Annotated in this window: 23 protein-coding genes; 9 read left to right on the top strand and 14 right to left on the bottom strand. The window is 56.4% G+C overall.

The features are described 5' to 3' along the window. Window positions 1-15: 15 nt before the first annotated feature. Genes ACIQYF_RS10425 through zwf form a run of 3 tightly spaced genes read right to left on the bottom strand, consistent with a single transcriptional unit; the run spans window position 16 to window position 2,868 of the window. Window positions 16-681 carry a bifunctional 4-hydroxy-2-oxoglutarate aldolase/2-dehydro-3-deoxy-phosphogluconate aldolase gene (locus tag ACIQYF_RS10425; RefSeq protein WP_402860526.1) on the bottom strand — a complete coding sequence of 222 codons (666 nt, stop codon included), beginning with the start codon at window positions 679-681 and terminating at the stop codon, window positions 16-18. 17 nt (window positions 682-698) lie between these two features. After that, window positions 699-1,412 carry a 6-phosphogluconolactonase gene (gene pgl, locus ACIQYF_RS10420; RefSeq protein ID WP_402860523.1) on the bottom strand — a complete coding sequence of 238 codons (714 nt, stop codon included), beginning with the start codon at window positions 1,410-1,412 and terminating at the stop codon, window positions 699-701. Continuing rightward, the gene (gene zwf / locus ACIQYF_RS10415; RefSeq protein WP_402860520.1) at window positions 1,399-2,868 is read right to left on the bottom strand and encodes a glucose-6-phosphate dehydrogenase; all 1,470 of its coding nucleotides are present in this window, start codon (window positions 2,866-2,868) and stop codon (window positions 1,399-1,401) included. Before zwf ends, pgl begins: the two co-directional genes overlap by 14 nt. Window positions 2,869-3,073: 205 nt before the next feature. On the opposite strand from zwf, the gene ACIQYF_RS10410 reads away from it, so the two are divergent. Then, entirely contained in the window at window positions 3,074-3,934 is an 861-nt protein-coding gene (locus ACIQYF_RS10410) for a MurR/RpiR family transcriptional regulator (protein ID WP_169845242.1), read from the top strand. Between the two features lie 133 nt (window positions 3,935-4,067). On the opposite strand, the gene ACIQYF_RS10405 is transcribed toward ACIQYF_RS10410, so the two are convergent. The 6 genes from ACIQYF_RS10405 to ACIQYF_RS10380 all read right to left on the bottom strand — a co-directional run bounded on the left by ACIQYF_RS10405 (window position 4,068) and on the right by ACIQYF_RS10380 (window position 10,799). Further along, window positions 4,068-4,931, bottom strand: coding sequence for a D-hexose-6-phosphate mutarotase (locus ACIQYF_RS10405; protein ID WP_402860517.1), 864 nt, complete (start codon window positions 4,929-4,931; stop codon window positions 4,068-4,070). Between the two features lie 141 nt (window positions 4,932-5,072). Then, complete coding sequence (locus ACIQYF_RS10400) at window positions 5,073-6,422, bottom strand: carbohydrate porin (RefSeq protein ID WP_402860514.1); 1,350 nt, start codon at window positions 6,420-6,422, stop codon at window positions 5,073-5,075. Between the two features lie 89 nt (window positions 6,423-6,511). Beyond that, window positions 6,512-7,672, bottom strand: a complete 1,161-nt coding sequence (locus ACIQYF_RS10395; RefSeq protein ID WP_402860511.1) for an ABC transporter ATP-binding protein — start codon at window positions 7,670-7,672, stop codon at window positions 6,512-6,514. A 2-nt stretch (window positions 7,673-7,674) separates the two neighbouring features. After that, the gene (locus tag ACIQYF_RS10390; protein WP_402860508.1) at window positions 7,675-8,520 is read right to left on the bottom strand and encodes a carbohydrate ABC transporter permease; all 846 of its coding nucleotides are present in this window, start codon (window positions 8,518-8,520) and stop codon (window positions 7,675-7,677) included. Further along, window positions 8,513-9,421, bottom strand: coding sequence for a carbohydrate ABC transporter permease (locus ACIQYF_RS10385; RefSeq protein ID WP_402860505.1), 909 nt, complete (start codon window positions 9,419-9,421; stop codon window positions 8,513-8,515). The genes ACIQYF_RS10390 and ACIQYF_RS10385 overlap by 8 nt, the downstream gene beginning before the upstream one ends. A gap of 91 nt (window positions 9,422-9,512) precedes the next feature. After that, a complete protein-coding gene (locus ACIQYF_RS10380; RefSeq protein ID WP_402860502.1) occupies window positions 9,513-10,799 on the bottom strand; it encodes an ABC transporter substrate-binding protein in 1,287 nt (428 codons plus the stop codon). A 353-nt stretch (window positions 10,800-11,152) separates the two neighbouring features. Between ACIQYF_RS10380 and ACIQYF_RS10375 the strand changes: the two genes are divergently transcribed. Then, on the top strand, window positions 11,153-11,800 hold the full coding sequence (locus ACIQYF_RS10375; RefSeq protein WP_402860499.1) for an AP2 domain-containing protein: 648 nt from the start codon (window positions 11,153-11,155) through the stop codon (window positions 11,798-11,800). Here ACIQYF_RS10375 and ACIQYF_RS10370 read toward each other — a convergent pair. The 4 genes from ACIQYF_RS10370 to edd all read right to left on the bottom strand — a co-directional run bounded on the left by ACIQYF_RS10370 (window position 11,769) and on the right by edd (window position 16,850). Next, complete coding sequence (locus tag ACIQYF_RS10370; RefSeq protein WP_402860496.1) at window positions 11,769-13,229, bottom strand: ATP-binding protein; 1,461 nt, start codon at window positions 13,227-13,229, stop codon at window positions 11,769-11,771. The genes ACIQYF_RS10375 and ACIQYF_RS10370 overlap by 32 nt on opposite strands. Next, window positions 13,219-13,950, bottom strand: coding sequence for a response regulator (locus ACIQYF_RS10365; RefSeq protein ID WP_402860493.1), 732 nt, complete (start codon window positions 13,948-13,950; stop codon window positions 13,219-13,221). The genes ACIQYF_RS10370 and ACIQYF_RS10365 overlap by 11 nt, the downstream gene beginning before the upstream one ends. A gap of 120 nt (window positions 13,951-14,070) precedes the next feature. Beyond that, on the bottom strand, window positions 14,071-15,027 hold the full coding sequence (locus ACIQYF_RS10360) for a glucokinase (RefSeq protein ID WP_402860490.1): 957 nt from the start codon (window positions 15,025-15,027) through the stop codon (window positions 14,071-14,073). Beyond that, a complete protein-coding gene (gene edd / locus ACIQYF_RS10355) occupies window positions 15,024-16,850 on the bottom strand; it encodes a phosphogluconate dehydratase (protein ID WP_402860487.1) in 1,827 nt (608 codons plus the stop codon). Before edd ends, ACIQYF_RS10360 begins: the two co-directional genes overlap by 4 nt. Window positions 16,851-17,057: 207 nt before the next feature. On the opposite strand from edd, the gene gap reads away from it, so the two are divergent. From gap to ACIQYF_RS10320, 7 genes are all read left to right on the top strand, one after another. Further along, window positions 17,058-18,059 (top strand): type I glyceraldehyde-3-phosphate dehydrogenase, encoded by a 1,002-nt coding sequence (gene gap / locus ACIQYF_RS10350; protein WP_402860484.1) that lies wholly within the window; start codon window positions 17,058-17,060, stop codon window positions 18,057-18,059. A gap of 4 nt (window positions 18,060-18,063) precedes the next feature. Continuing rightward, complete coding sequence (locus ACIQYF_RS10345; protein WP_402860481.1) at window positions 18,064-18,528, top strand: methylglyoxal synthase; 465 nt, start codon at window positions 18,064-18,066, stop codon at window positions 18,526-18,528. A 169-nt stretch (window positions 18,529-18,697) separates the two neighbouring features. Beyond that, entirely contained in the window at window positions 18,698-19,216 is a 519-nt protein-coding gene (locus tag ACIQYF_RS10340; RefSeq protein WP_402860478.1) for an RNA polymerase sigma factor, read from the top strand. A 51-nt stretch (window positions 19,217-19,267) separates the two neighbouring features. Further along, window positions 19,268-20,236, top strand: a complete 969-nt coding sequence (locus tag ACIQYF_RS10335) for a FecR family protein (protein WP_402860475.1) — start codon at window positions 19,268-19,270, stop codon at window positions 20,234-20,236. Between the two features lie 119 nt (window positions 20,237-20,355). Further along, a complete protein-coding gene (locus ACIQYF_RS10330; RefSeq protein WP_402860472.1) occupies window positions 20,356-22,956 on the top strand; it encodes a TonB-dependent receptor in 2,601 nt (866 codons plus the stop codon). A gap of 112 nt (window positions 22,957-23,068) precedes the next feature. After that, window positions 23,069-23,677, top strand: a complete 609-nt coding sequence (locus ACIQYF_RS10325; protein ID WP_402860469.1) for a biliverdin-producing heme oxygenase — start codon at window positions 23,069-23,071, stop codon at window positions 23,675-23,677. Between the two features lie 59 nt (window positions 23,678-23,736). Next, a complete protein-coding gene (locus ACIQYF_RS10320; RefSeq protein ID WP_402860466.1) occupies window positions 23,737-24,156 on the top strand; it encodes a YbaN family protein in 420 nt (139 codons plus the stop codon). A gap of 36 nt (window positions 24,157-24,192) precedes the next feature. Here the strand turns inward: ACIQYF_RS10320 and arcD are convergent, their stop codons facing one another. Continuing rightward, window positions 24,193-25,620 (bottom strand): arginine-ornithine antiporter, encoded by a 1,428-nt coding sequence (gene arcD, locus ACIQYF_RS10315; RefSeq protein WP_402860463.1) that lies wholly within the window; start codon window positions 25,618-25,620, stop codon window positions 24,193-24,195. Window positions 25,621-25,882: the final 262 nt, after the last annotated feature.

The following is a 25,882-nucleotide window of genomic DNA, read 5'->3' as shown; positions in this document are numbered from 1 at the left end:
TTCGTTAAATCGCGATCAGTCCAGCAGCGCCAAGGCCTCGGCGGTGCATTCCTGGATGCGGGTCCAGTCGCCGTTCTTGATCCATTCGCTGTTGAGCATCCAGCTACCGCCCACGCACATTACGTTTTTCAACGCCATGTAGTTGCGGATGTTCGACGGGCCAACGCCACCTGTAGGGCAGAATTTCACTTCGCCAAAAGGACCGCCCAGCGCTTTGATTGCCGCTACGCCGCCGCTGACTTCAGCCGGAAACAGTTTGAATCGACGGTAACCCAGCCCATAACCTTCCATGATCCCGGAAGCATTGCTGATGCCCGGCAACAGCGGAATATCGCTGGCGACGCTGGCTTCAAGCAGATCACGGGTAATGCCCGGCGTGACGATAAATTGCGAACCGGCTTCTTCAGCCGCTGCCAGCATATGGCGATCCAGGATGGTGCCAGCGCCTGTGACCAGCTCAGGGCGCTGATCACGCAGGACACGAATTGCCTCCAGGCCGAACTCCGAACGCAAAGTGACTTCCAGGGCGGTCAGGCCACCTGCCGCCAGCGCATCGGCCAACGGCAGAATGTCCTGCTTGCGGGCAATGGTAATCACCGGAAGAATGCGCGCCTTGGCGCACAGCTCGTCGATCAGGGCGACTTTTTCCGCCATCGAAACATTGGCAATTCTTGTTGTCATGGCAGCTGATCCTTGGCTCATGGGCACCAGTAAATCTCTAACGTAGGTTGCAGAAAGGCACGAATCGGCAAGGCGGCAATATCGGTGCCGCCCAGCGCTTCGTTGAGGGTGTTCAATTTGGCCTGACCTTGAATTGACAGGACGGTGTTTTTCGCACTCGCCAGCAGGCTGCGGCTCATGCTCAACCGCTGGTGCGGCACGGTCGGTGCCAGCATCGGCCAGCAACGACGCGCATTGTCCAATTGCAACGCTTCAGCCAGGTTAGGGCTGCCCGGGAACAACGAGGCGGTATGCCCATCATCGCCCATGCCCAAAATCAGCACGTCGATTGGCGGTAATTCGGCCAAGACACGGTCCGCCTGCTCGGCGGCCGCTTCAAGGTTGGCAGCAACGTTGTACAACCCCACAAATTGCGCTTTGGCAGCCGGGCCTTTCAGCAAATTCTTTTTCAACAAACCCGCGTTGCTGTCAGCGTGCTCAACCGGCACCCAGCGCTCGTCAGCCAGGCTGATGACCACTTTGGACCAGTCAACCGGCTGCTTGATCAGGTTCTGGAAAAACGCCACAGGGCTGCGACCGCCAGACACGACCAGCGTCGCAACACCTTGCTTGGCAATCGCATCATTCAGTTGCCCGGCAACCACTAGTGCCAACCCCTCGGCGAGTGCGACCGGGTTATTAAAGCTGTGCGCAGTGACACCTTCCGGCAGTTTCAAATCAGATATCGCCATACCAAGACCTCCCGTCTCGTGTAATCAGTGCTATGGAACTCATCGGTCCCCAGGAGCCCGCCGCGTAGGGCTTGGGCGCATCACCCGACTTCTTCCAGCCGGCGATCAACTGGTCGCACCATTTCCATGCCGCTTCAATTTCGTCTTTGCGCACAAACAGGTTCTGGTTGCCGCGCATCACTTCAAGCAACAAACGCTCGTAGGCATCAGGGATCCGCGCACTGCGATAAGTGTCGGAGAAATTCAATTGCAACGGGCCGCTGCGCAAGTGCATGCCTTTGTCCAAGCCTTGATCCTTGGTCATCACGCGCAAGGAGATGCCTTCGTCCGGCTGCAGGCGGATGGTCAGCTTGTTGCCGATTTGCAGGCGCTGCTCAGGAGCGAAGATGTAGTGCGACGGCTCCTTGAAGTGGATCACGATCTGCGACAGCTTGTGTGGCATGCGCTTGCCCGTGCGCAGGTAGAACGGCACCCCTGCCCAACGCCAGTTGCGAATATCGGCTCGCAGTGCGACGAAGGTTTCTGTATCGCTCTGGGTGTTGGAGTTTTCTTCCTCCAGGTAGCCCGGCACCGGCTGGCCTTCGCTGTAACCGGCGATGTACTGGCCACGCACCACTTGAGTGGTCAGGCCTTCGGCACTGATCGGCGCCAACGCCTTGAGGACTTTTACTTTCTCGTCGCGAATGCTGTCGGCCGACAAGTCCGCAGGCGGGTCCATGGCGATCAGGCACAGCAACTGCAACAAGTGGTTTTGAATCATGTCCCGCAGTTGGCCAGCTTTGTCGAAGTAGCCCCAGCGACCTTCAATGCCGACTTTCTCGGCCACGGTGATTTCAACGTGGGAGATGTAACGCTGGTTCCACTGGGTTTCGAACAGGCTGTTGGCAAAGCGCAGGGCAATCAGGTTTTGTACGGTCTCTTTGCCCAAGTAATGGTCGATGCGGTAGATGCGATTTTCAGGGAAGAAATTCGCCACGGCGTCGTTGACCTTGCGTGAAGACTCAAGGTCTGAACCAATCGGTTTTTCCAGCACCACACGGGTGTTTTCAGTCAGGCCGACCTTGGACAGGTTCTCGCAGATCGCGCCGTACACGGCTGCCGGGGTAGCGAAGTACGCAATGAGGCGCTGTTCGGTTCCGGCCAGTTCTGCCAACGGCAGATAGTCATCAGACTTGAGAAAATCCACATGCACATAGCTCAGGCGAGCCAGGAAGCGGGTGACTACTTCATCTTCGATTTCCTTGTCGCCGACATACAGGCGCAAGTGGCTGTCGATATGCGCCAGATGCGTCAGCGAGTCGCCCGACTCACGGGCCAACGCAAGAATGCGCGTGTCGTCATGGAGCAGACCGGCACGATCCAGCTGGTATAAGGCAGGGAACAGCTTGCGCAAGGCCAGATCGCCCAAGGCGCCGAACAAGGCAAAGGTGCACGGTTCAACCGTAATCGAAGGCATGATGTTGGTTCTTTTATCAAGTTAAGCTACAAATACCTTTTTTCAAGGCATCACTCAAGGAAAAATGTAGTAATAAATACAACATTTTCTCAAAAACACAGATTGCTGCTAGTGGTCATCACAGGCCACCAGTAGGATAGGCCACCTTGCGAACCGCTTTAGAACGGTTCATGCATCGCCGACCCAAGGATCATAAATGGACCGCGTGCGAAATTTACTCGAACAAATCAAAGGCCGCCTCGAAGACCTGAACAAGGCCGAGCGCAAGGTGGCAGAAATAATTCTGCAGAACCCGCAACAAGCGACCCGCTTCAGTATCGCTGCGTTGGCGCAAGCGGCGTCGGTCAGCGAACCCACGGTCAATCGCTTTTGCCGTTCGTTTGGCGTCAGCGGCTACCCGGAGTTAAAACTGCAACTGGCCCAAAGCCTGGCCAGTGGCGCAGCTTACGTGAGCCGCGCGGTTGAGGCGGATGATAATCCAGCTGCCTACACGCAAAAGATTTTCGGCAGCGCAATTGCCTCGCTGGACAGTGCCTGCCAGGCGCTGGACCCAAACCTGATCAGCCGCGCCGTCGACTTGTTGATCCAGGCCCGTCAGATTCACTTTTTCGGATTGGGCGCCTCGGCCCCGGTCGCACTGGATGCACAGCACAAGTTCTTCCGCTTTAACCTGGCGGTCACAGCCCACGCAGACGTTTTAATGCAACGCATGATCGCTTCGGTGGCGCACACCGGCGAGTTGTTCGTGATTATTTCCTACACGGGACGCACGCGAGAGCTGGTCGAAGTGGCACGCATTGCACGTGCCAATGGCGCCTCGGTGCTGGGGCTGACCGCAGAAAACTCACCGCTGGCCAAAGCCAGCACCTTGAGCCTGAACATCCCGCTGCCTGAGGACACCGACATCTATATGCCGATGACCTCGCGCATCATCCAGCTCACAGTGCTGGATGTACTGGCCACTGGCATGACCTTGCGCCGCGGTGTGGATTTCCAGCCGCACCTGCGCAAAATCAAAGAAAGCCTGAATGCCAGCCGTTATCCGGTTGGGGACGAATTTAATTAAGTGTGCGAACACCTTAAATCTACTGTGGGAGCGGGCTTGCTCGCGATGCTATCAGCGCGGTCGTTCAAATAGAACGCGTCGTCTGCATCGCGAGCAGCACGCTCCCACAGGGTATTAAAGGCGCACAAAACCATCACGCGTTACACAGCCCCGCCCGCGCCTGCAAGCTCAGATGCGCTCGCTCGCCCGGGGCCAGGCTCTGGCTCTGAGTGCCAGTACTTGCGGACTCAACACACACAAAGCCCATCACTTCATTCCAGCTCACACCCAGCAAAGGCCGTTTGCCGGGATGCCAAATCACGGTGTTGGCATGATCCCCCGTATCGATACTCAAGGCACGCTGCCAGGCGTGGTCGTTGAGTTGCATTTCGCCCTCGTGCTGGAACACCCGCTGGCAACCGCCCGCGACGCGCAGTTCGCCTTGTTGCTGGCACACCTCTCGGTTGAGCTGATCATAGCCTTGGGCGCCATCAAGACCGGATAGCGCTACCTCCGCCACATCTCCAATACGCCAATAAGCTCGTAACGCCTGACTCACCTGGCAGGGCTCATCGTCCTGATGCTCGGTGCTCAAACGCAACTCCATGTCTTCTCCCAGCCGCGCATGCAACTCCACCTGCCAATCGCACAGTTGCAAACGCCAATGCAGGCTGACGCCCTCTTCATCTGAACTGCTGTCCAGCAGTTTCCAGTCGATAAGCCGCGCCCAACCATGGGACGGCCAGGCATTTTCGCTGGGATGACGCCCATACCACGGCCAAAAAATCGGTACGCCGCCGCGAATCGCCCCGACCTGCGGCCATTTGGCGGCACACCACAGCCAAGGTTTTTGTCCGGTGGGCTTGAAGTGCAGCAATTGCGCCCCCTGACGACTGAACACCGCTTGGCAATGCGGATGATCGATCACCAGAACATCGCGCTGCTGAAAGCGCTCCCACTGGAAGATCGGCTGTTCGCGTTTGGATTTAAAAAAACGGTGAAGCGGATGCTCATGCATGTGCCGCAGTCCTGAAAATCATGTCGCCTAATGTACCGCCATCGCAGACTTGTTAAAGCTCGCAAGTGCTGACACAAAAAAGCGGATAGCCAAGGCTATCCGCAAAATGCGAACAACAAAAAGGAGCTTATCGCAACAACGTTAGAACACCGACTGAATTTTCAGGCCAGCCACCAACGCGTTGTCAACTTGATCCACACCACCCGGGTGAGTGATGTATTGCAAGTTGGGACGCACGGTAAGCCAATTGGTCACGTGGAAGCCGTAGTTGATTTCGTAGTTGTACTCGGTGGAACGCAGCGGTGAGTACAGCGGATCGTTGTAGTCGGTAGCGCCAATGGCAGCGTTGGCCAGCTCAGCGTTTTTCTTCACTTCGTCGTTGACATGGATACGGGCAAAGCCAATGCCGACGTCATCTTTTGGACGTGCATCGAACGGGCCTTTGTACACAAACATCAGCGACTGGTAGTTATCGACGATGTTGGTGGCCTTGTCGTGGAAGGTCGCGTTGGCTGCGATATTCAAGCCGCGGGTCGCATCACCGTTGTGGCTGGTGAGTTGTTGCTGAACCACAAACCAGTAGCCGTGCTTGCTGTCATGTACGCGATAGCTCTGACCGGTGCTGGCCGCGTCATTGCCGTTGATGTCTTCGCGCAGATCGTTCGCAGGCGCCGTGCTTTTGTAGTAACCGACACGGTATTCGCCAGGCAGGTTATTGACCTTGGGCGACCAGACCAGCTCGACAGGCAAAACGGTGCCTTTGGTGCCACTGCCGCTGAGTTTGAAGCCGTTGCCGTGCTCCAGTTGTGACGGATTCTGGTTGTACGCACCGATCTGCGCGTAGAACTCAGGCGTGATGTTGTACTTCACACGCAGTGCCGCCTGGCTAACCGGCCAGTTGTACCAGATGTTGGTGGCCCAGTTACCCACCTGCGAACCGCAGAACGCCAGGTTCTGGAAGTCACACGGGAAGGTATTGAAGTCTTCGCCTTCACCAAAATAGCCGGCTTTGACGTCCAGTTTTCCATCTAGGAACTGATGTTGGATGTACAACTGGGTCAGACGCACCATGTGGCCACGGCCGTAGACTTCCTGGGAGGAACTCAGGGTGCCCGCACGTGGATCGCCAACACGGTCATTGGAAATGTTTTGCCCGTTACGGTTGGTGAGCTGGATCTTGGCCTGGGTATTATCCCAGCCCCACAGTTTTTGCAGGTCCAACGCCACGCCCAGACCAAACTGGTCGCTGTAGCGTGCAGTCTTGTTGTCGTTGTAGCCACCATGCAAGTTGGCGCCTACTTCACCCACATAATCAGCCTTGATGTCGATCCCCTGTTCGATGAGCTTGGTCCGCTCACCGCCCCAATCGCCGGTCATCCACTTGGAATCGGCGCTGAATGCTTCGTCTGCCATCGCATTGGCAGAAAGAACAAGCGCGGCAGCCGCTGACAGCTGGCAGATCAACCGAGTGTTGGTGTGTGGCTTTTTCATCCCTAAATCCTCGTCTTTATTGTTATTAACTGTTTGGGTCTAACGCGCTTTACTGCTTTATCCGAAACATCCTTCCCCGAGAGGAAGATTCAACGTCCTTTGAATTGGGCGACGTTGTCGGCACGATCCTGTGCAGGCACCGAAGCGGCTGTGCCCAAGCGCTCGCCCGTTTGCGCATCGAACAACAACACTTTAGCCGGATCCAATTGCAGGTTCAGGGTCTCCCCTGCTTGTGGTGCAACATCGGGCGCCAGGCGGCAACACACTTTGGTACCGTTCAGTTGAACGAACACCAGAGTGTCCGGGCCAGTCGGCTCGGTCACTTGTACATCGGCGCGAATGGTCGGCCCGCCCGTGACCTCGGCCGAGGCCAGGACGATTTGCTCCGGACGCAGACCCAGGATCACCTCACGGCCTTCAAGACCGGCGTCGTTCATGCTCATCGGTAATTCACAGCGCGCCTGGCCACTGTCCAGCAGCGCCACCAGACGCCCGTCCTTGCGTTGCAAGCGCAGCGGTATGAAGTTCATGGGCGGCGAACCGATAAAGCTCGCGACAAACAGATTGGCCGGATCATTGTAGATCTGCTTGGGCGTGCCGAACTGCTGGATGATCCCGTCTTTCATGACCGCCACTTTGTCGCCCAGGGTCATGGCCTCGATCTGATCATGGGTCACGTAAACGGTGGTGGTTTTCAAGCGTTGGTGCATCAGCTTCATTTCAGTACGCATCTCGACCCGCAGTTTGGCGTCGAGGTTGGACAAAGGTTCGTCGAACAGGTAGATCTTGGGTCGACGCGCCAGCGCACGGCCCATTGCAACACGCTGTTGCTGGCCACCAGACAACTGACCCGGCTTGCGATTGAGCAAATGTTCGATCTGCAGCAGCTTGGCAACCCGGGCGACTTCTTCGTCGATGGCCGACTGCGCCATTTTGCGGATTTTGAGGCCGAACTCGATGTTTTCGCGCACGCTCATGGTTGGGTACAACGCGTAGGACTGAAACACCATGGCGATGTCACGGTCCTTGGGACTCATGCCGCTGACGTCTTCATCGCCAATGATGATCGCGCCGCCAGTGATGTTCTCCAGACCCGCAATGCAGTTCATCAAGGTCGATTTGCCGCAGCCAGAAGGCCCAACCAGAATCAGAAACTCGCCGTCCTTGATCGACAATTCAATGTTTTTCAGGGTGTCCGGCAGGCCAGCACCATAGGTCTTGTTTACGTTACGAAGCTCAAGCGTTGCCATGATTACCCCTTGACCGCGCCGGCCGTCAGACCGCGCACGAAATACTTGCCTGCGACCACATAGACCAGCAGGGTCGGCAGCCCGGCGATCATCGCCGCTGCCATATCAACGTTGTATTCCTTGACCCCGGTGCTGGTGTTCACCAGGTTGTTCAGCGCCACGGTAATGGGCTGCGAGTCACCACTGGAAAACACCACGCCGAAGAGGAAGTCATTCCAAATCTGGGTGAACTGCCAAATCAGGCACACCATGATGATGGGGGTCGACATAGGCAGAATGATCAGACGGAAGATCGTAAAGAATCCCGCACCATCCAAGCGTGCCGCCTTCACCAGTGCATCGGGAATGCTGACGTAGTAGTTGCGAAAGAACAGTGTAGTAAACGCCAGGCCATAGACGATGTGCACGAACACCAAGCCGGTGGTCGTGCTGGCCAGGCCCATCTTGCCGAGGGTAAACGAGGCTGGCAGCAGCACAGTCTGAAACGGCAGGAAGCAGCCAAACAGCAACAGACCAAAGAACAGCTGCGAACCGCGAAAACGCCACATCGACAACACGTAACCGTTCAATGCGCCAATGGCGGTGGAGATCAGCACCGCCGGGACGGTGATCTTGATCGAGTTCCAGAAGTAACCGTCGACTGTGGCCCAGGCCTTGACCCAGCCAATGCCGGTGACCACCGTTGGCCAGCTCAGCAAGTTACCGGTGCTGATGTCTTCCGGGGTCTTGAAGCTGGTCAGCAGCATCACTACCAAAGGCACCAGGTACAGCAATACGGCGAAGATCAGCACCGCATAGATGGCGATGCGGCTCAGGCTAATTGAGCGTTTGCCGACAAGACTATTCATTGCGCTTGGTCCTTAGCTCGGAGTACAGGTAAGGCACGATGATCGCGAGAATCGCACCGAGCATCAGAATCGCACTGGCCGAACCCACGCCCATCTGACCGCGGCTGAAGGTGAAGGAATACATGAACATGGCAGGCAGGTCGGACGAGTAGCCCGGGCCTCCGGCGGTCATCGCCGCCACCAGATCAAAACTCTTGATCGCGATGTGTGCCAGGATCATCACTGCACTGAAGAACACCGGGCGCAGGCTTGGCAGGACGACTTTCCAGTAGATGCGCGGCAAGCTCGCACCATCGATCTGGGCCGCACGAATGATCGATTGATCAACCCCGCGAAGGCCTGCGAGGAACATCGCCATGATAAAGCCGGAGGCTTGCCAGACAGCCGCGATGACCAGGCAATACACCACGCGGTCAGGATCGATCAGCCAGTCCAGACGAAACCCTTCCCAACCCCAGTCACGCAGCAGCTTGTCCAGCCCCATGCCAGGGTTGAGCAGCCACTTCCAGGCGGTCCCGGTGACGATCATCGAGAGCGCCATCGGGTACAGGTAAATAGTGCGAATGAACCCTTCACGGCGGATGCGCTGATCGAGGAATACCGCCAGCGTGACACCAATCACCAGGGTGATGCCGATAAACATGCTGCCGAATACGGCCAGGTTCTTGCTCGCCACCCACCAGCGGTCGTTGTCGAACAAGCGCTGATATTGCGCCAGGCCTACCCACTGGTAAGTCGGCAAGAACGTCGAATTGGTGAACGAAAGAACAAACGTCCACAGGATGTAGCCATAGAAGCCCACCAGAACGATGAACATGCTGGGCGCCATTACCAATTTTGGTAACCAGCGCTGCAAGGCATCGAAGGGGGAGGCTTTCCTGAACACAGCAACAGAACTCATGGAGAAAATCCGTGCAGGAGATAAAGACTGCAAGGCCACTGCTGTGGGAGCGAGGGTTACCCGCGCCCACAGAGGGCTGCAGCGCTAGCAGTTACTTGGCGGACTTGATCGCCGCGCCAAGCTTCTTGGCGGTATCGGCCGGGTCGGCTTTCGGGTCGTTGATGTAGTTGGTGACTACGTCAAAGAACGCACCCTGCACAGCCAGTGTGGTCGCCATGTTGTGCGCCATGCTTGGTTGCAGGCCACCGGTCTGGGCGTCTGTCAGGAAGTCTTTGGCGGCGGTCTGAGCGCACGCGTCAAACCCGTATTTGCCCATGTCTTTGAGCATGTCGACTCGAACCGGGATCGAGCCTTTGTTGGTGCTGAAGACTTTCTGGAAGTTTTCCCCCAGCACGACTTTGGCAATGTCCTGCTGACCCGCAGCCGTACCTGGGTCTTTTTGCTTGAACACCGCCAGGGAATCGATGTTATAGGTAAACGCTTTGTCGGTGCCCGGGAACGCTACGCACTCATAGTCCTTGCCGGCGACCTTCTTGGCAGCGGTCCATTCGCTCTTAGCCCAGTCACCCATGATCTGCATGCCAGCCTTGCCATTGATGACCTTGGCAGCTTCGAGGTTCCAGTCCTGACCTTTGCCGTCGACGTCCATGTAGGTCGCCACTTTCTTCAACTCGGTCAGCGCCTTGACCATTTCAGGACCGGTCAGCGCCGCTTCATCGAGGTCGACCAAGGCTTTCTTGTAGCCATCAACCCCCATCACCGAGAGCACCACGGCTTCAAAAACGGTGCTGTCCTGCCAAGGCTGGCCACCGTGGGCGAGCGCAATGAAGCCCGCGGCCTTGAGCTTGTCACCGGCGGCGTAGAATTCTTCAAGGGTGGCAGGTGGTTTTTCGATACCGGCTTCTTTGAAAACTTGCGGGTTGATCCACAGCCAGTTCACACGGTGAATGTTCACCGGCACGGCCACGTAGTTACCCTGGTACTTCACCGTGTCGGAGACTTTCTTGTCGAGCAGGCTGTCCCACTTTTCTTCTTTGGCAACGTTCTTCAGAACATCTGTGTCGAGCAGCCCGGTGGAGGCCCACTCCTGGATGTCCGGACCTTTGATCTGCGCCATGCCTGGAGGGTTGCCAGCGACAGCACGGCTTTTGAGCACGGTCATCGCGGTAGCACCGCCACCACCGGCAACGGCGCCGTCTTTCCAGGTAAAGCCGTCTTTCTCGACTTGATCCTTCAGCACATCGACGGCCGCCTTTTCGCCACCGGACGTCCACCAATGCACCACTTCAACCGTACCTTTGGAGTCGGCTGCATAGGTGTTCAGAGGGAAAAGAGTTGCAAGAGATATGACAACGGCGAGGCGATTGAATGAATTCATGTGATGACCTTTATTGTTGTTATAGCTGTGCAAGTCTTTTTGCTTGCGCTGCTAAAGAGTGTATCCACGCCCCACAGGGCACACGTAACGAACGGATGTTGATATGTCACCGATTGGTGACATTAGAAGCATAACAATAGACGTCTCCAGCGATATTTCAGTATGGCCGGAGTCAGTGTTCCTATGCGCCCTCATCATTGGGCTCACCCCCACATAAGGTATTTTCCGCGTTAGCTGTAGGACGCATCCCGAAGTCGTTTTCCCACGTTGTACCCGCAAATAACATCAGCGAGTCTGCTTCTCATCGTCACGATAAAAGAACGGATGCCGACACCCTTCAGGAGATTTGACCCATGCCAGAACGCAATTTAACGACTCGCAATCATTGCTTTATTCATCCCATTAAAGATAAGAACGGCCGGCCCTGCGCCTGGAAAGTGGATATCCAACGCTCAGGCAAAGTGCACATGCACGTTTTTGACTTTGCCGAGTACGGCGGAGAGATAGCAGCTCTGGAAGCCGCTGAAACCCTGCGTAACCAACTGGTACTGAAAATGCCGCTGTCTTTCACTTATGAAAACCGTCAGCGTCTAATGCCTCACAACACCAGCGGCCACGCTGGGGTGTATCGGGTCAAGTCCAACCAGATCGATTACTGGCGCGCAACGACGCGCATACATGGCTACAACCTGAGCAAGAGTTTTCGTGTTGATCGTTACGGAGATGAAGAGGCCAAGCAAATGGCACTGCTGGAACGCGAGCGGCAGTTAACGCTGTGCAATGACCCGTATGACGTCGCCATGGAGAAATTGCAGTTGCACTTCAGCCAAACCAGCCGACGCGTGCGTGAAAACCGCATCAAGGCAGCGATGCGCAAAACCCGTGAGTTGAAGCCTGCCATTGAAGAGGTTGCAGACCCGCACCAGGAACCGGTGTTGCCCATCAGCGCCGAGCAAGCCAGCCTGTCAATCAGTCGACATTTCGCGGCAAGTACAAAGTAACCCGCAAACCACCCGTACGCAGGTTTTGCAAACTCACTTCACCGCCATGACTGTGGGCAATGCTGCGCGCAATACCCAAGCCAAGGCCGTAGCCCTGTTGTTGCCCGGCCAGACGAAAATGGGGTTCAAAGACCTGCTCCAGGCGCTGCTCAGGGACGCCCGGCCCCTCATCGTCCACAGTCAAGGTAAAGGCATGTTTATTGTCCTCAATGCACAGGTGCGCGTATTTACCGTACTTGAGGGCATTATCAATCAGGTTGCCCATACAGCGACGCAAGGCCAGCGACTTGCCTGAGTAGGTGCTGACTGCCCGCCCCTGCAAGGTCACGCGACCATTGCCCTGCGGATGCAGGTAAGGCTCGATCAGACAATCCAGCAGCGTATTGAGGTCCACCGGCTCGATGTTTTCGTGAATATCGGTGTCTTTGACGCACTGCAAGGCGCCTTTGACCAGCATTTCAAGCTCATCCAGGTCGCGACCAAACTTGTATTGCAACTGTTCGTCATCCAGCAATTCAACCCGCAGCCGCAAGCGGGTGATGGGCGTGCGCAAGTCATGGGAAATGGCACTGAACAATTGCCCCCGCTCAGTCAGGTAACGGCTGATGCGGGCGCGCATGGTGTTCAAGGCCCGCCCGACCTCAACCACTTCACTGCCGCCTGCGATTTCGACGGGCTGGACGTCGTCCTCCCCCAATGACATGTCGCGCGCAGCCTTGGCCAGACGCTTGAGCGGGCGGCTTTGCCAGTGCACCAACACGCCAATAAACAACAGCAAAAAGATACTGCTGAGCACGATAAACCACACCTGCAAGGCAGGCAGCCCTTCTTCTTCAAGACTGGTGTAGGGCTGCGGCAGCAGCGAGGCGATGTACAGCCACTCCCCTTGGGCCATCTTGATCTGAGTCACCAGCACGGGCGGATTAACGGGTTCGAGGGTCAAGGCAAAATGCGCCCAGGAGCGCGGTAGTTCGTCGAGCTTAAGGCCTGCGTTGAAGATGCGCAGGTCCTGGGGGCTGACAAATTTAACCGACATGTCGACATCTGGCCCCAGCGACTGGCGCAATACTTGATCGACGGCGTCGATGACCGCCTGTTTGCGTGGGGTAGGCTCCAGCACCTGCATTTCCAGCGGCTTGTCATTGAGGCTCACGACAAAGCGCGTACCGCCCATGCTGCGCATCTGATCCAGCACCAGCGGACGATACGCCAGCGGCAAGGAGCGTAAATACGTCACCGTCGCATTCATCGAATGCGCCATGCTGCGCGCACTGTTCACCAGCCCCTCAAGTTGCGTGGTGCGCAGTTGCGACAGCCAGATAGCACTCGACAGGGTCTGCGCCAGCAAAATGGCAAGCAAGGTCAGTAGCAGCATCCGACCGAGCAATGAACGGGGCAGGCGAAAGTTGCGCAGAGCCTTAATGGCCATTTCCGACCGTGACCTGAGCCGCCAACTGATAACCACTGCCACGGATAGTGCGAATAAGACGCGGCGGCTTATCGGTGTCTCGCAGGCGTTGGCGTAAACGGCTGACAGCCATGTCGACAATGCGGTCGAGTGGCATCAGATCGCGTCCACGGGTCGCGTTGCCAATGGTGTCGCGATCAAGGATATGTTGCGGGTTATCCAGAAACAGTTTGAGCAGGGCGAAGTCGGCCCCGGACAAAATCACCTCTTCACCATCGATATGAAACAGGCGATGGGTCACGGTGTTCAGCCGCCATTCGTCGAAGGCCATGATTTCGTTGCCGGCGCCCGCACTGGAAAACTGTGCGCGGCGCAGCAATGCCTTGATACGCGCCTGAAGTTCACGGGGGCTGAAAGGCTTGCCCAAATAATCGTCGGCGCCCAGTTCCAGGCCGATGACCCGGTCGGTTTCGTCGGAACTGGCGGTGAGCATGATGATGGGCGTCTGTGCGAAACGCGGGTGTTGGCGCACCCAGCGACACAGGCTAAAGCCGTCTTCGTCGGGCAACATCACATCCAGGATCAATAAATCACTCGCGGCCTCATCGAGTGCCTGCCGAAAACCAGCCCCATCGCCCACCGTACGCACCTGAAAACCGGCACGCGTGAGATAAATATCGAGAAGCTCTCGAATTTCCTGGTCATCGTCGACCAGCAAAATGGATTTGCCGGGGGTACCCACAGGTGTTGATCCTTTTTGTTGTTATGAGTCAGCAATGACGTGTCGAGGGGGCTTGTCTCACGATCTTTTAAAGATCGAAAGACCACAAGGCAAGCTCGCGCCCACAGACAGCCAATCGCCTCATCCGAATGCTTGCTGTAACGCCACGCCAGCCCCCATCAAACCTGGGTACGGTGCCGTCACCAGCCATACCGGGATGCCCTTGAGGTAGTCACTCATGCAACCCTTATCAGCAAAGCTTCTGGCAAATCCGCTGCTCAAGAAAATATCGGCAAAGCGCGGTACCACGCCGCCGACAATGTACACCCCGCCACGCCCACCGACGGTTAATACGTTGTTGCCCGCGACACGCCCCAGCCAGCAACTGAAATGCTCCAGCACCTGTAATGCCACCGGATCACCGCTCAGCGCTGCTGCGGTAATAGCACGGTCGCTGTCCAGCACTGGAGTATGCCCATCGACCGCGCAGATTGCGCGATAGACGCGTGGCAGGCCGCTGCCACTCAAAATACTTTCGGCACTGACATGGCCGATTTCATTGTAGATGTGCTGCCACAGTCGAACCTCGCGCGGATTGCTCATCGGCAGATCGACGTGGCCGCCCTCCCCCGGCAAGGCCATCCATTGCGCCTCGCCCAGATTGAGCAAGGTGCCCACGCCAAGCCCTGTGCCCGGCCCGATCACCACCGCAGGGCGTGCCGGATCGGCAATGCCAGGGCATACTTGAAGCACATCTTCGGGCTCAAGGCGAGTCATGCCCAAGGCCATTGCGCTGAAGTCATTGATCAACAGCAAATGGTCGACGAGCAATGTTTTGCAAAACGCCGTGCGGCTCAAGCGCCAATGGTTATTGGTAAAACGAAACTCATCGCCGCCCACTGGCCCGGCCACCGACAGGCACACCGAACCGACAGCCCCAAGGCTGATGTCCAGACCTTTGAGGTAGACCTTGATCGCGTCTTCCGGACACGCGTAATCGGCAGTGGCCAGTACGTTGACGCAACGTAGTTGATCGTCTTCCCACAGCGCAAAACGGGCGTTGGTGCCACCAATATCACCGACGAGGGCGAGCTTCATTTAAGGTTTTCCAGAGCGCAGGTAAAGGTACTCGCGCCCTGCTCAGCCGAACTGAAGGCCTGGCGCATAAACGCAAACAATTCACGCCCCGTACCGACGGCATTACTCAAGGTGCCGACGGCCGGAGTGCGTGCCGCGAATTCTGCCTCATCTACCAGCAGTTGCAACGTACCTTTAACACCATCGACCCGAATCAGATCGCCGTCCTGGACCCGCGCCAGTGCGCCACCAATCGACGCTTCGGGGCTGACATGAATGGCTGCCGGGATTTTGCCCGACGCGCCGGACATGCGACCGTCGGTAATCAGCGCCACTTTGAAGCCGCGATCCTGCAAGACGCCGAGGAACGGGGTCATTTTGTGCAACTCAGGCATGCCGTTCGAACGCGGGCCCTGAAAGCGCATGACCGCGACAAAGTCGTGCTCCAGTTCACCGGCCTTAAAGGCGTCGGCCAGTTGCTGCTGGTCCTGGAAAACCCGCGCCGGGGCTTCAACAATCTGGTGCTCTGGCGCAACCGCCGAGACCTTCATCACCCCGCGTCCCAGGTTACCTTCCATCACCCGAAGCCCGCCCTCAGGCGAAAAGGCACGGGCCACCGGGCGCAGGATCGATTCGTCGAGGCTTTCAATCGGGCCATCACGCCACACCAGATTGCCATCCACGAGGAACGGTTCACGGGTGTAGCGGCTCAGACCATGACCGACCACGGTGTTGACGTTTTCATGCAACAGGCCGGCCTCAAGCAACTCACGAATCAGGAACGCCATACCGCCCGCAGCCTGGAAGTGGTTAATGTCGGCTTTGCCGTTTGGATACACATGGGACAGGGTTGGCACCACCTCGGACAGGTCGGCCATGTCTTGCCAGGTCAGTTGAATACCGGCCGCCATGGCAATCGCGGGCATGTGCAAGGTGTGGTTGGTGGATCCGCCGGTGGCATGCAGCGCGACGATGGAGTTGACCAGTGAACGCTCATCCACGATCTCGCCCAGCGGCATGAAGTCGCCATTTTGCTGGGTCAGGCGGGTCACTTGATGCGCAGCTTCACGCGTCAGCGCATCGCGCAGTGGCGTATAAGGATTGACGAAAGACGCGCCCGGCAAGTGCAGGCCCATCACTTCCATCAGCAATTGGTTGGTGTTGGCGGTGCCATAAAACGTGCAAGTGCCAGGGCTGTGATAGGACTTCATTTCCGATTCCAGCAGCTCTTCACGGCTGGCTTTGCCTTCGGCGTAACGTTGGCGTACGTCGGCTTTTTCCTTGTTGGAAATGCCTGACGGCATTGGCCCGCCCGGTACAAAGATCGTGGGCAGATGGCCAAAGCGCAGCGCGCCCATCAACAGGCCCGGTACGATCTTGTCGCAGATCCCCAACATCAGCGCGGCATCAAACATGTTGTGCGACAGCGCGACGGCAGTCGACAGCGCGATCACTTCGCGGCTCAACAGGCTCAGTTCCATCCCCGCTTCGCCTTGGGTCACACCATCGCACATGGCGGGCGTGCCACCGGCGAACTGGCCCACGGAGCCCATTTCACGCAGCGCTTGTTTGATTTGCTCAGGGAAGTGCTCGTAGGGCTGATGCGCCGAGAGCATGTCGTTATATGACGAAACAATTGCCACGTTGGCAGCGTTCATCAGTTTCAGGCTGTTTTTATCTTCCGTGCCACACCCGGCCACGCCATGGGCGAAGTTGGCACATTGCAGCTTGCCGCGTTGCGGGCCGTCGCTGGCTGCACCGCGAATAAGCGCCAGGTAAGCCTCGCGAGTTGCACGACTGCGGGCAATAAGACGCTCGGTGACTTCAAGAACGCGGGGATGCATGTGTTGAACTCCAGGCTAACGGATGTGGCGACCTGTACGTGTCCTATGCTGACTGAGGCTCGCAGACGCGGCTTCAATCATTTGGACCCGTTGATTCAGGTCACTCGTTGTAGATAAAACAAAATATTGCCACTTAAATGGCTTGTTTTCTATTTTTATGAGAATAATCTTGTAATTCCAACAACAAATTGATGACAGGTGCTTTCCATGACACTACGAATCGCAATCAATGGTTTTGGCCGGATCGGGCGTAACGTCCTGCGAGCACTGTATACCCAAGGCTACCGACAGGACTTGCAGATCGTCGCCGTCAACGATTTGGGCGACAGTTCGATCAACGCTCACCTGCTCAAGTACGACACCGTTCATGGCACATTTGACGCTGACGTTGAACATGATCAGGAAAGTCTGACCGTCAATGGTGACCGTATATCGGTGACGGCCATCCGTAACCCGGCTGAATTGCCATGGGCCGCGCTGAACATTGATGTGGTATTTGAATGCACCGGCTTTTTCACCGAGCGCAGCAAAGCTGAAGCTCACATCACGGCTGGTGCCCGCAAAGTGATTATTTCTGCACCGGGTAAAAATGCCGATGCGACAGTGGTCTATGGCGTTAACCACGACATTTTGCGCCAATCGCACCAAATTATTTCCAATGCGTCCTGCACCACGAACTGCCTGGCCCCTGTCGCGCAAATTCTGAACCGCGAATTTGGCATTGAAAACGGCTTGATGACCACCATCCATGCCTACACCAATGACCAGAACCTGACAGACGTTTACCACACCGATCCGTACCGCGCGCGTTCGGCAACCCATAACATGATCCCGAGCAAAACCGGCGCGGCCGAAGCCGTGGGCCTGGTGCTGCCAGAATTGGCCGGCAAATTGACCGGCATGGCGGTACGCGTGCCAGTGATCAACGTGTCACTGGTCGACCTGACCGTTGAGCTCAAGCGTGAAGTCACTGCGGCCGAAGTCAACGCCGTGTTCAAAGAAGCCAGCCAACACTCCAAAGTGCTGGGCTACAACAGCCTGCCACTGGTTTCCAGCGACTTTAATCACAACCCGCTTTCGTCGATCTTCGACGCCAATCACACCAAGGTCAGCGGCAAACTACTGAAAGTGCTGGCGTGGTACGACAATGAGTGGGGCTTCTCCAACCGTATGCTCGATAACTGCCTGGCGCTGAACAACGCGGAGTAACGCGATGATCGGTATCAGCTTCACCACGGCGACCTTGGCAGCGCGCAAGCGCATTGCCCTGGTGGCCCACGATCACTGCAAGGGTTTCCTGCTGGACTGGGCCGAACGCCACAAGGCGCAACTCAGTCAGCACGAACTGTGCGCCACCGGCACTACTGGCCTGCTGTTAAGCCAACGCCTGGGGTTACCGATTGAAAGCATGATCAGCGGCCCATTGGGCGGCGATCAGCAGGTTGGCGCACGGATCGCTGAGCAGAAAGTCGACATGCTGGTGTTTTTCTGGGACCCGTTCGAGCCACAGCCCCACGACCCAGACATCAAGGCCCTGCTGCGAGTAGCTGCGGTGTGGAACATTCCAGTGGCGAGCAATGAATGTACAGCTGACTATTTGCTCAGCAGTCCATTGATGGGCCAACCTCACGAGCACCGTATCCCGGATTACAGCGCGTATTTGAAAGGGCGAGTTTAAAACACTGACCGAAAATCGCTGCAGGAGCGAGTTTGCCCGGCGATCTTTTGATTTTGCAGATCAAGAGATCGCAGCCTGAGAGGACTCATCCAACAAATCCAAAACATCACTTGACCACACGCACAGATGATAAGCATTATCATTCGCTAAAAATCGGTCGGGTAGCACTGTGAGTCAGTCCCACTTCAATCAAGTCTTCCTTACCCAGCGAGTCACCTTGCTGCGCACCCTGCAGCGGATGGTGCACAACCCCAGCACCGCTGAGGATCTGCTGCAAGAGACCTACCTGCGAGTTACCCGCGCCTTGAGCGAGCGCACAGTCGAGCACCTGGAACCGTTTGTGTTCCAGACCGCGCGCAATCTGGCGCTCGATCATCTGCGTGCCCGTCGTATTCAGGCGTGCACGGTGGTTGACGATGTACCGATGGAAGTCATTGAAGGGATCGCCTCCCCGCTCAGCACCCCGGAAGAGGCCCATCAAGCCGCGCAATTACTGGAGCGTTTGAGTGTGAGCCTGAGCCAGTTGAGCGCACGCCAACAGCGTATTTTTATTCTCAGCCGTCTGCATGGCTGCAGTTATCAAGAGATTGCCCAAGAGCTTGACGTCTCATTGAGTACGGTTCAGAAGGAACTGAAATTGATAATGGCAATCTGCATCGGGGTAGCCGACAGGCTTAATCGGCCTTAATCTTTAGCGCCGATGCTCGCAAGCCAGCCCTGAAACTGCCAAGGAACACCCGTGACGGACACTCACAAATCTGCTGCGCCTGAACCGGCGCACAAGGTGCTGCAAGACAGCGCCATGGATCAGGCTCTGGACTGGCTGATTACCCTTGAGTGTGCGAGCGACGAACAAAAAACCGATTTCAACACCTGGCTGAACGCCGATCCGGCGCATGCCCAAGCCTTTGCCAAGGCCCACACCCTCTGGAACGGACAACCGGTGCGGGAGGCAGCCCAAACCCTGCACCCCCCTCGCCCGCCTGGCCTGTTACGCCGCATCAGTCGGCACTGGAAACACGTGGCTGCGGCGGCTGTGCTGGTGCTGACGGTCGGGGGTTACAGCAATGTGCCGTTACGCCTGCAAGCGGATCACCTGACCGTGGTAGGCGAGCGCCAGCGCCTGCAACTCGAAGACGGCTCAAAAGTGCTGCTCAATACCAATTCGGCATTTTCCAGCAAAGTGGTCAACGCTCAATCCAGCGCCCGCCTATATCAGGGCGAAGCGTTTTTTGAGATCCCGGCCAATCTTGAGTTTCCGATGGTTCTGGATGCCGGGCCGGTGCGCGTCAGTGTGCGCGATACCGCTTTTGCCGTGAGTTACCTCAATGGCGAAGCACAGGTTCGCGTGCAGCGCGGTAATGTTGATTTGCGAGTGAGCAGTGCCGGCGCACAAATGCGTTTGTCGGCCGGTAACAGCGTCAGCATTGGCCCCAACGGTTTCAGCCGCCCCACCAAGCTCAACCCTCAGACTGACCTGGCCTGGGTTCAAGGGCGACTGGTGTTTGAGAACTGCCCCATGAGCAAAGTACTGGATGAAGTGCGGCGCTATTACCCTGGCTGGATCGTCAACACCAACGGGAAACTGGGCAACGTGACCGTGACCGGAAACTACCGTCTCGATCAACCGCTGGACATCGTGCGTTCCCTGGCGCACATCACCTCAAGCCACATCTCGGAATACCCGGCGCTGGTCATTCTTAATTAGTTGAGTCTTTTTTTTACTCGATGCCCGTGGGTCATTCGTCTCGTTGTAGTCAATGCAACTGATTCGCATTTTGAGTCAGCTTCGCAACTATAAGATTCGTTCACCACGGAGCGCTATCAATGCCCACATGTTTCAACAGTCGGTCTTCATCCAACGCACGCACTGGGGGCTTACACCATTGCACATTGTCGTTGTTGACCGTTGCCATGCTTCTGGCCGGCGTTCAAGCGGTACCAGCCATGGCCGCGACCGATGCATCGACCACTCATCGCTCCGTGGGCAGTTACAAATTTGCAATTTCTCAGCAGCCACTCGCGTCTGCCCTAAATGACTTCAGCGCCGTGACCGGCTGGCAAGTAGGCTTGCCTGCCGAGTTGGCACACGATGTCTCGTCTCCCGGTGTTCGCGGCTCCCTGCCCCCGGAAAAAGCTTTGGATCGTCTGCTCACCGGCACCAACCTGACTTACCGCAAGCTAAGCAATCACAACATCGTTCTGGAAAAACGCAGCGCGACCTCCGGCCCCCTGGCCTTGCAGCAAGTGACTATCAGTGCCACGCGTCAGGAACAAGACGTAGCCTCAGTACCCAGCACCGTTACTGTCCATGACCGGCAAGATATGGACCGCGATAACGTCAATACCATCAAGGATTTGGTGCGCTATGAACCGGGGGTCTCAGTGGGTGGCGCGGGCTTGCGCGGCGGGATCAGTGGCTACAACATTCGTGGCATAGACGGCGACCGGATCCTGACTCAAGTCGATGGCGTTGAAATCCCCAACTCCTTCTTTAATGGCCCTTACGCCAAGACCCAACGCAATTACGTTGATCCGGAAATTGTCAGAAGTGTTGAAATTCTTCGTGGCCCAGCTTCAGTGTTATACGGCAGCAACGCTATTGGCGGGGCCGTCAGCTACTACACCCTAAACCCGGACGACATCATTAAACCAGGACAAGATTCCGGCGCACGCCTGAAAGCAGGTTACGACTCAGCAGATCGCAGTTGGCTGAAATCAGCCACCGTGGCTGGCCGCGCCGACCAATTCGACGGTTTGTTGCACGTGAGTCGTCGCGATGGACACGAAACAGAGTCCTATGGTGATCACGGTGGCACCGGCTTGGAGCGTACTGCGGCTAACCCGCAAGACGTACGTACCAACAACGTGCTGGCTAAAGCCGGATGGAACTACAACGATGACGACCGACTGGCCTTTACCTACGAAAAATACGACGACAAACGTGACATCAATCAGAAAAGCGTTGTCGGCGGCATATTCAGGAACGGCAAACCTACTAACTATTACCGCTCTCGCAACGGTAGCGATAACGTGACTCGCGAACGCTTTGGTTTGGAGAACGCCTTTGTTCTCGACAGTGTTTTGGCCGATCACGGCAAAGTGAACTTGAACTATCAGATCGCAAAGACTGATCAGAGCAGCGAAGAACACTACAAGACGTCCCGAGACGTCTATCGCACGCGAGACACCCTGTATAAAGAGCAACAATGGGTGTTTGACGCCCAGTTCGACAAAGCGTTTGCCCTCGCCAAAACTGATCACTTATTGACCTACGGCGCCACTGTCAAACACGAGAAAGTGACGGGTTCGCGTGTTGGCCAGGGCATTTGCCTTGCCGTAAGCCCGGAATGCTCAGCCGTTGGCGCGGTGAGTGCTAATACCGTTGATACGTTTTCTAAGCTCAGCGACTTCCCCGACCCAACTATCAACACTTACAGCCTGTTCGCCCAAGACGAAATCCGTTGGAACCAGTGGACCTTTATGCCAGGTCTACGATACGACTACACCCAACTGACGCCGCATCTGACCGATGCATTTTTGGCCTCAGCCAACCCTAGCGGTAAAGATCCTGTCAGCGATGCCAAAAAAAACTGGCACCGTCTCTCGCCAAAACTTGGCATAACCTACGCGTTTAACGATAACTACATGTGGTACGGCCAATACGCCGAGGGTTTCCGCACGCCTACCGCCAAAGCCCTGTATGGACGCTTTGAGAACCTGCAGCAAGGTTATGTGGTTGAGCCCAATCCAAATCTGGAGCCAGAAAAGAGCAAAAGCTACGAAACCGGTTTGCGTGGAAACTTTGATGAAGGCTCGTTTGACGTAGCGGTGTTCTACAACAAATACCGTGACTTTATCGACGAGGACAACATCAAGCCTGGCTATGACATCGAAACGTTCAAAAGTCGAAATATAAAACACGCAACCATCAAGGGTATTGAGGTCAAAGGCCTGTTGCAGTTGGACGCGTTTGGCGCGCCACAAGGACTCTATACCAAAGGTTCGATTGCGTACGCCCACGGCCAAAACAACGACATTGGCAAACCGCTGAACAGCGTTAACCCGCTAAAGGGCGTGTTCGGCCTGGGTTACGACCAGGACACTTACGGTGGACTGCTGAGCTGGACACTGGCCCAGCGCAAAGACCGCGTGGACAGTACCAGCTTCAAGTCGCCAGACATCGAAGGCAAGGTGTTCAAAACCCCGGGCTTTGGCATTGTTGATTTGACGGGCTACTACAAGGTCACTCAAGACGTCACGGTCAACGCAGGTATTTACAACCTGACCGACAAGAAATACTGGCTCTGGGATGACGTACGTAGTTACGACAACGTAGGTGAAGCAGCCGTTGTGGACCCGGCCAACCTTGATCGCCTGACTCAGCCAGGCCGTAACTTCTCGGTCAATCTGGTCTGGGACATCTGATCATGAGCCTCACTGCGCAGTACTTTCATATTGAGCAGTGAGGAATTTTTACTGTGATGCGTCTTGTTGATCGTCTAGTTAAAAAGCGCATCTCATTCTCAAGGATATTTGCATGACCTCTCCAGATACCGCTGCGCGTCCCTCCGAGCGTTCAAAGCGCCTGACCCTGGCCACCCGCCAGACTCACGACACGCTGGGCGAAAAAGTCATGGGCCACGATCCCTTCGCCAGCATCGCCAACTACGCCCATTTCGCCATGGCTCAGTACCTGTTTTTGACTGAGCTGGCAGCACTGCACACGGATGAGCGTCTGATCAAGCATATCCCTAACCTGCCTGAGCGTTGCCGAGCACAGCAGATCAAAGATGACCTGCTCGACCTCAATATCAAACTGCCTGCACCGGTTCCAGGAGCGGTCAAGCACCCAAGCATTGCTCAGGCACTGGGCTGGGTATTTGTTAGCGAAGGCTCCAAGTTGGGCGCCAAAATGCTCATCAAGCAAGCCGAAGGCCTCGGGCTCAGTACCACTCATGGCGCTCGTCACTTGGCAGAGCCTGCTGAGGGTCGTGGACGTAACTGGAATAGCTTCATTGAGCTGCTCGACGCCATAGAGCTTACCCCAGAGGAAGACGCCGAACTGGAACAAGCGGCTAACGACGCATTCAGCCGCTTCACCTTCCTGCTTGAGCAGACTTACGTAAAACAGCCTGAATTGGCTTAAGCTTCACCTGCCCGATCAACAAGCGCTGACCGGGCAACCTTTTTCTGCGCCTTGAGCCTATGACACACCCAACTCAATCCTCATCAAAAATTGCCCGCTTGCTGTTTGGAGTGCTGGCCTACGTAAGCCTGGGCATTGGCCTGATTGCCATTGTGATTCCTGGCTTGCCGACCACCGAATTCATTTTGCTCGCCGCCTGGGCCGCGACCAAGAGCTCCCCGCGCCTGAGTGCCTGGCTCGAAAATCACCGTTTGTTTGGTCCAATTCTGTTCAACTGGCGCAACGGTAAAATCATCCAGCGCAAAGCCAAGGTCAGCGCCAGCATCAGCATGCTGCTGTGTGCCGGGCTGATGCTCTACGTACTTGATCACGGCTGGCCGGTATTCCTGGCCATTGCCGGCATGAGCCTGGGCAACCTGTGGATCTGGTCACGGCCAGAACGGCTGCCATTGGCCGCTGCCACCGATAAACCTCTGTAGCCGCAGCCTGTGGCTGCGGCTACAGAGATAGCAGGCTTATAGCGTCAACGCCCCGCTGTACAGCGCATACGCTGCCCCCAGCGCAGCAATCACCACCGCCCCGAAGATTATCGGCTCAGCGCCCTTGAACAGCGGCTCGCCCTGCTCACGCTTGGCTTTGGCGAACAGAAAAACCCCCGGTGCATAGAGAAAGGCTGACAACAGCAAGTATTTAGGCCCCGCCGCATACAGCAGCCACATCGCATAAATCATCGCGACGGCCCCCACCAACAGATCCTTGGTCCGTCGCCGACTGGCCAGCTTGTAGGTCTCGCCGCGGACACACAACAGCACCGCATACGCTGCCGACCAGAAGTAAGGCACCAATATCATCGATGAGGCGAGGTAGATCAGGGTGGTGTAGGTGCCCGACGACACCAGGGTGATGATCAGGAAAATCTGGATCATCACGTTGGTCAGCCACAAGGCGTTGACCGGCACACGGTTGGCGTTTTCCTTCCTCAGGAACGCAGGCATGGTTTTGTCCTTGGCCGTGGCGAACAGAATCTCGGCGCACAGTAAGGCCCACGACAACAATGCGCCGAGCAACGAAATGGCCAGCCCGATACTGATCAGGATCGCCCCCCACTCGCCCACCACGTGCTTGAGCACCCCCGCCATCGAGGGGTTCTGCAATTTCGCCAGTTCAGGTTGGGTCATGATGCCCAGCGACAGCACGTTCACCAGCACCAGCAAGGCCAGCACGCCCAAAAAGCCAATGACTGTGGCCTTGCCCACATCCGAGCGTTTTTCGGCGCGCCCTGAATAAACACTGGCGCCCTCGATCCCGATAAACACAAACACGGTGACGAGCATCATGTTGCGCACCTGGTCCATCACGCTGCCCAGGCTGGGCATTTCAGTGCCCCAAAAATCCTCAACAAAAACGTCTGCTTTGAACGCGACAGCAGCCAGCACGATAAACATCACGATCGGCACAATTTTCGCGACGGTGGTCAACTGGTTGATAAATGCGGCCTCCTTGATGCCGCGCATGACCAGAAAATGCACGCACCACAGCAATATCGAGGCGCAGCCAATGGCAATCGGTGTGTTGCCCTGACCAAACACCGGCACGAAATAGCCCAAGGTGCTGAACAGCAACACAAAGTAACCCACGTTGCCCATCCAGGCACTGATCCAGTAGCCCCAGGCTGACGAGAACCCCATGTAGTCGCCAAAACCGGCCTTGGCGTAGGCATACACCCCGGAGTCCAGTTCCGGCTTGCGATTGGCCAGCGTCTGGAACACAAAGGCCAGCGCCAGCATCCCCACGGCAGTGATAGACCACCCGATCAACACCGCACCGCCAGCAGCACGCTCGGCAATATTTTGGGGCAGCGAAAAGATACCGCCACCAATCATCGAGCCGACGACTAACGCAATCAGGGCATTGAGCCGAAGCCTCTGTGTCTGCTGTGACATTGCCACCTCATTGTTCGATTAATTATCAGCGGCTATCCGGCTACAGATGTTCACTGAACTAAATATATGTACAGCTTATTCGTCCATACCCGTTGCGCAATAAACATTCCCCTTTTAATAACAACATTTTCTATTGAAATCCCTCCCCCAAAAAAACACGCCATATATAGATGATATTTTCATTTACGCAACCATCAGATGAAACATGAAGCTGACATTTGCAAATCTGCAAATAGTGTCTAGTTTCAATCCCCACGATACA

Source organism: Pseudomonas sp. NPDC096917, from assembly GCF_044762555.1.
Classification (GTDB): Bacteria; Pseudomonadota; Gammaproteobacteria; order Pseudomonadales; family Pseudomonadaceae; genus Aquipseudomonas.
The sequence above is the reverse complement of the archived record's forward strand: the minus strand, read 5'-3'. Positions and strand labels throughout refer to the sequence as shown.

Coding starts and splice junctions, on each gene's coding strand:
- ACIQYF_RS10425 (WP_402860526.1), bottom strand. CDS start 681: ATGACAACAAGAATTGCCAATGTTTCGATGGCGGAAAAAGTCGCCCTG.
- pgl (WP_402860523.1), bottom strand. CDS start 1,412: ATGGCGATATCTGATTTGAAACTGCCGGAAGGTGTCACTGCGCACAGC.
- zwf (WP_402860520.1), bottom strand. CDS start 2,868: ATGCCTTCGATTACGGTTGAACCGTGCACCTTTGCCTTGTTCGGCGCC.
- ACIQYF_RS10405 (WP_402860517.1), bottom strand. CDS start 4,931: ATGCATGAGCATCCGCTTCACCGTTTTTTTAAATCCAAACGCGAACAG.
- ACIQYF_RS10400 (WP_402860514.1), bottom strand. CDS start 6,422: ATGAAAAAGCCACACACCAACACTCGGTTGATCTGCCAGCTGTCAGCG.
- ACIQYF_RS10395 (WP_402860511.1), bottom strand. CDS start 7,672: ATGGCAACGCTTGAGCTTCGTAACGTAAACAAGACCTATGGTGCTGGC.
- ACIQYF_RS10390 (WP_402860508.1), bottom strand. CDS start 8,520: ATGAATAGTCTTGTCGGCAAACGCTCAATTAGCCTGAGCCGCATCGCC.
- ACIQYF_RS10385 (WP_402860505.1), bottom strand. CDS start 9,421: ATGAGTTCTGTTGCTGTGTTCAGGAAAGCCTCCCCCTTCGATGCCTTG.
- ACIQYF_RS10380 (WP_402860502.1), bottom strand. CDS start 10,799: ATGAATTCATTCAATCGCCTCGCCGTTGTCATATCTCTTGCAACTCTT.
- ACIQYF_RS10375 (WP_402860499.1), top strand. CDS start 11,153: ATGCCAGAACGCAATTTAACGACTCGCAATCATTGCTTTATTCATCCC.
- ACIQYF_RS10370 (WP_402860496.1), bottom strand. CDS start 13,229: ATGGCCATTAAGGCTCTGCGCAACTTTCGCCTGCCCCGTTCATTGCTC.
- ACIQYF_RS10360 (WP_402860490.1), bottom strand. CDS start 15,027: ATGAAGCTCGCCCTCGTCGGTGATATTGGTGGCACCAACGCCCGTTTT.
- edd (WP_402860487.1), bottom strand. CDS start 16,850: ATGCATCCCCGCGTTCTTGAAGTCACCGAGCGTCTTATTGCCCGCAGT.
- gap (WP_402860484.1), top strand. CDS start 17,058: ATGACACTACGAATCGCAATCAATGGTTTTGGCCGGATCGGGCGTAAC.
- ACIQYF_RS10345 (WP_402860481.1), top strand. CDS start 18,064: ATGATCGGTATCAGCTTCACCACGGCGACCTTGGCAGCGCGCAAGCGC.
- ACIQYF_RS10330 (WP_402860472.1), top strand. CDS start 20,356: ATGCCCACATGTTTCAACAGTCGGTCTTCATCCAACGCACGCACTGGG.
- ACIQYF_RS10325 (WP_402860469.1), top strand. CDS start 23,069: ATGACCTCTCCAGATACCGCTGCGCGTCCCTCCGAGCGTTCAAAGCGC.
- ACIQYF_RS10320 (WP_402860466.1), top strand. CDS start 23,737: ATGACACACCCAACTCAATCCTCATCAAAAATTGCCCGCTTGCTGTTT.
- arcD (WP_402860463.1), bottom strand. CDS start 25,620: ATGTCACAGCAGACACAGAGGCTTCGGCTCAATGCCCTGATTGCGTTA.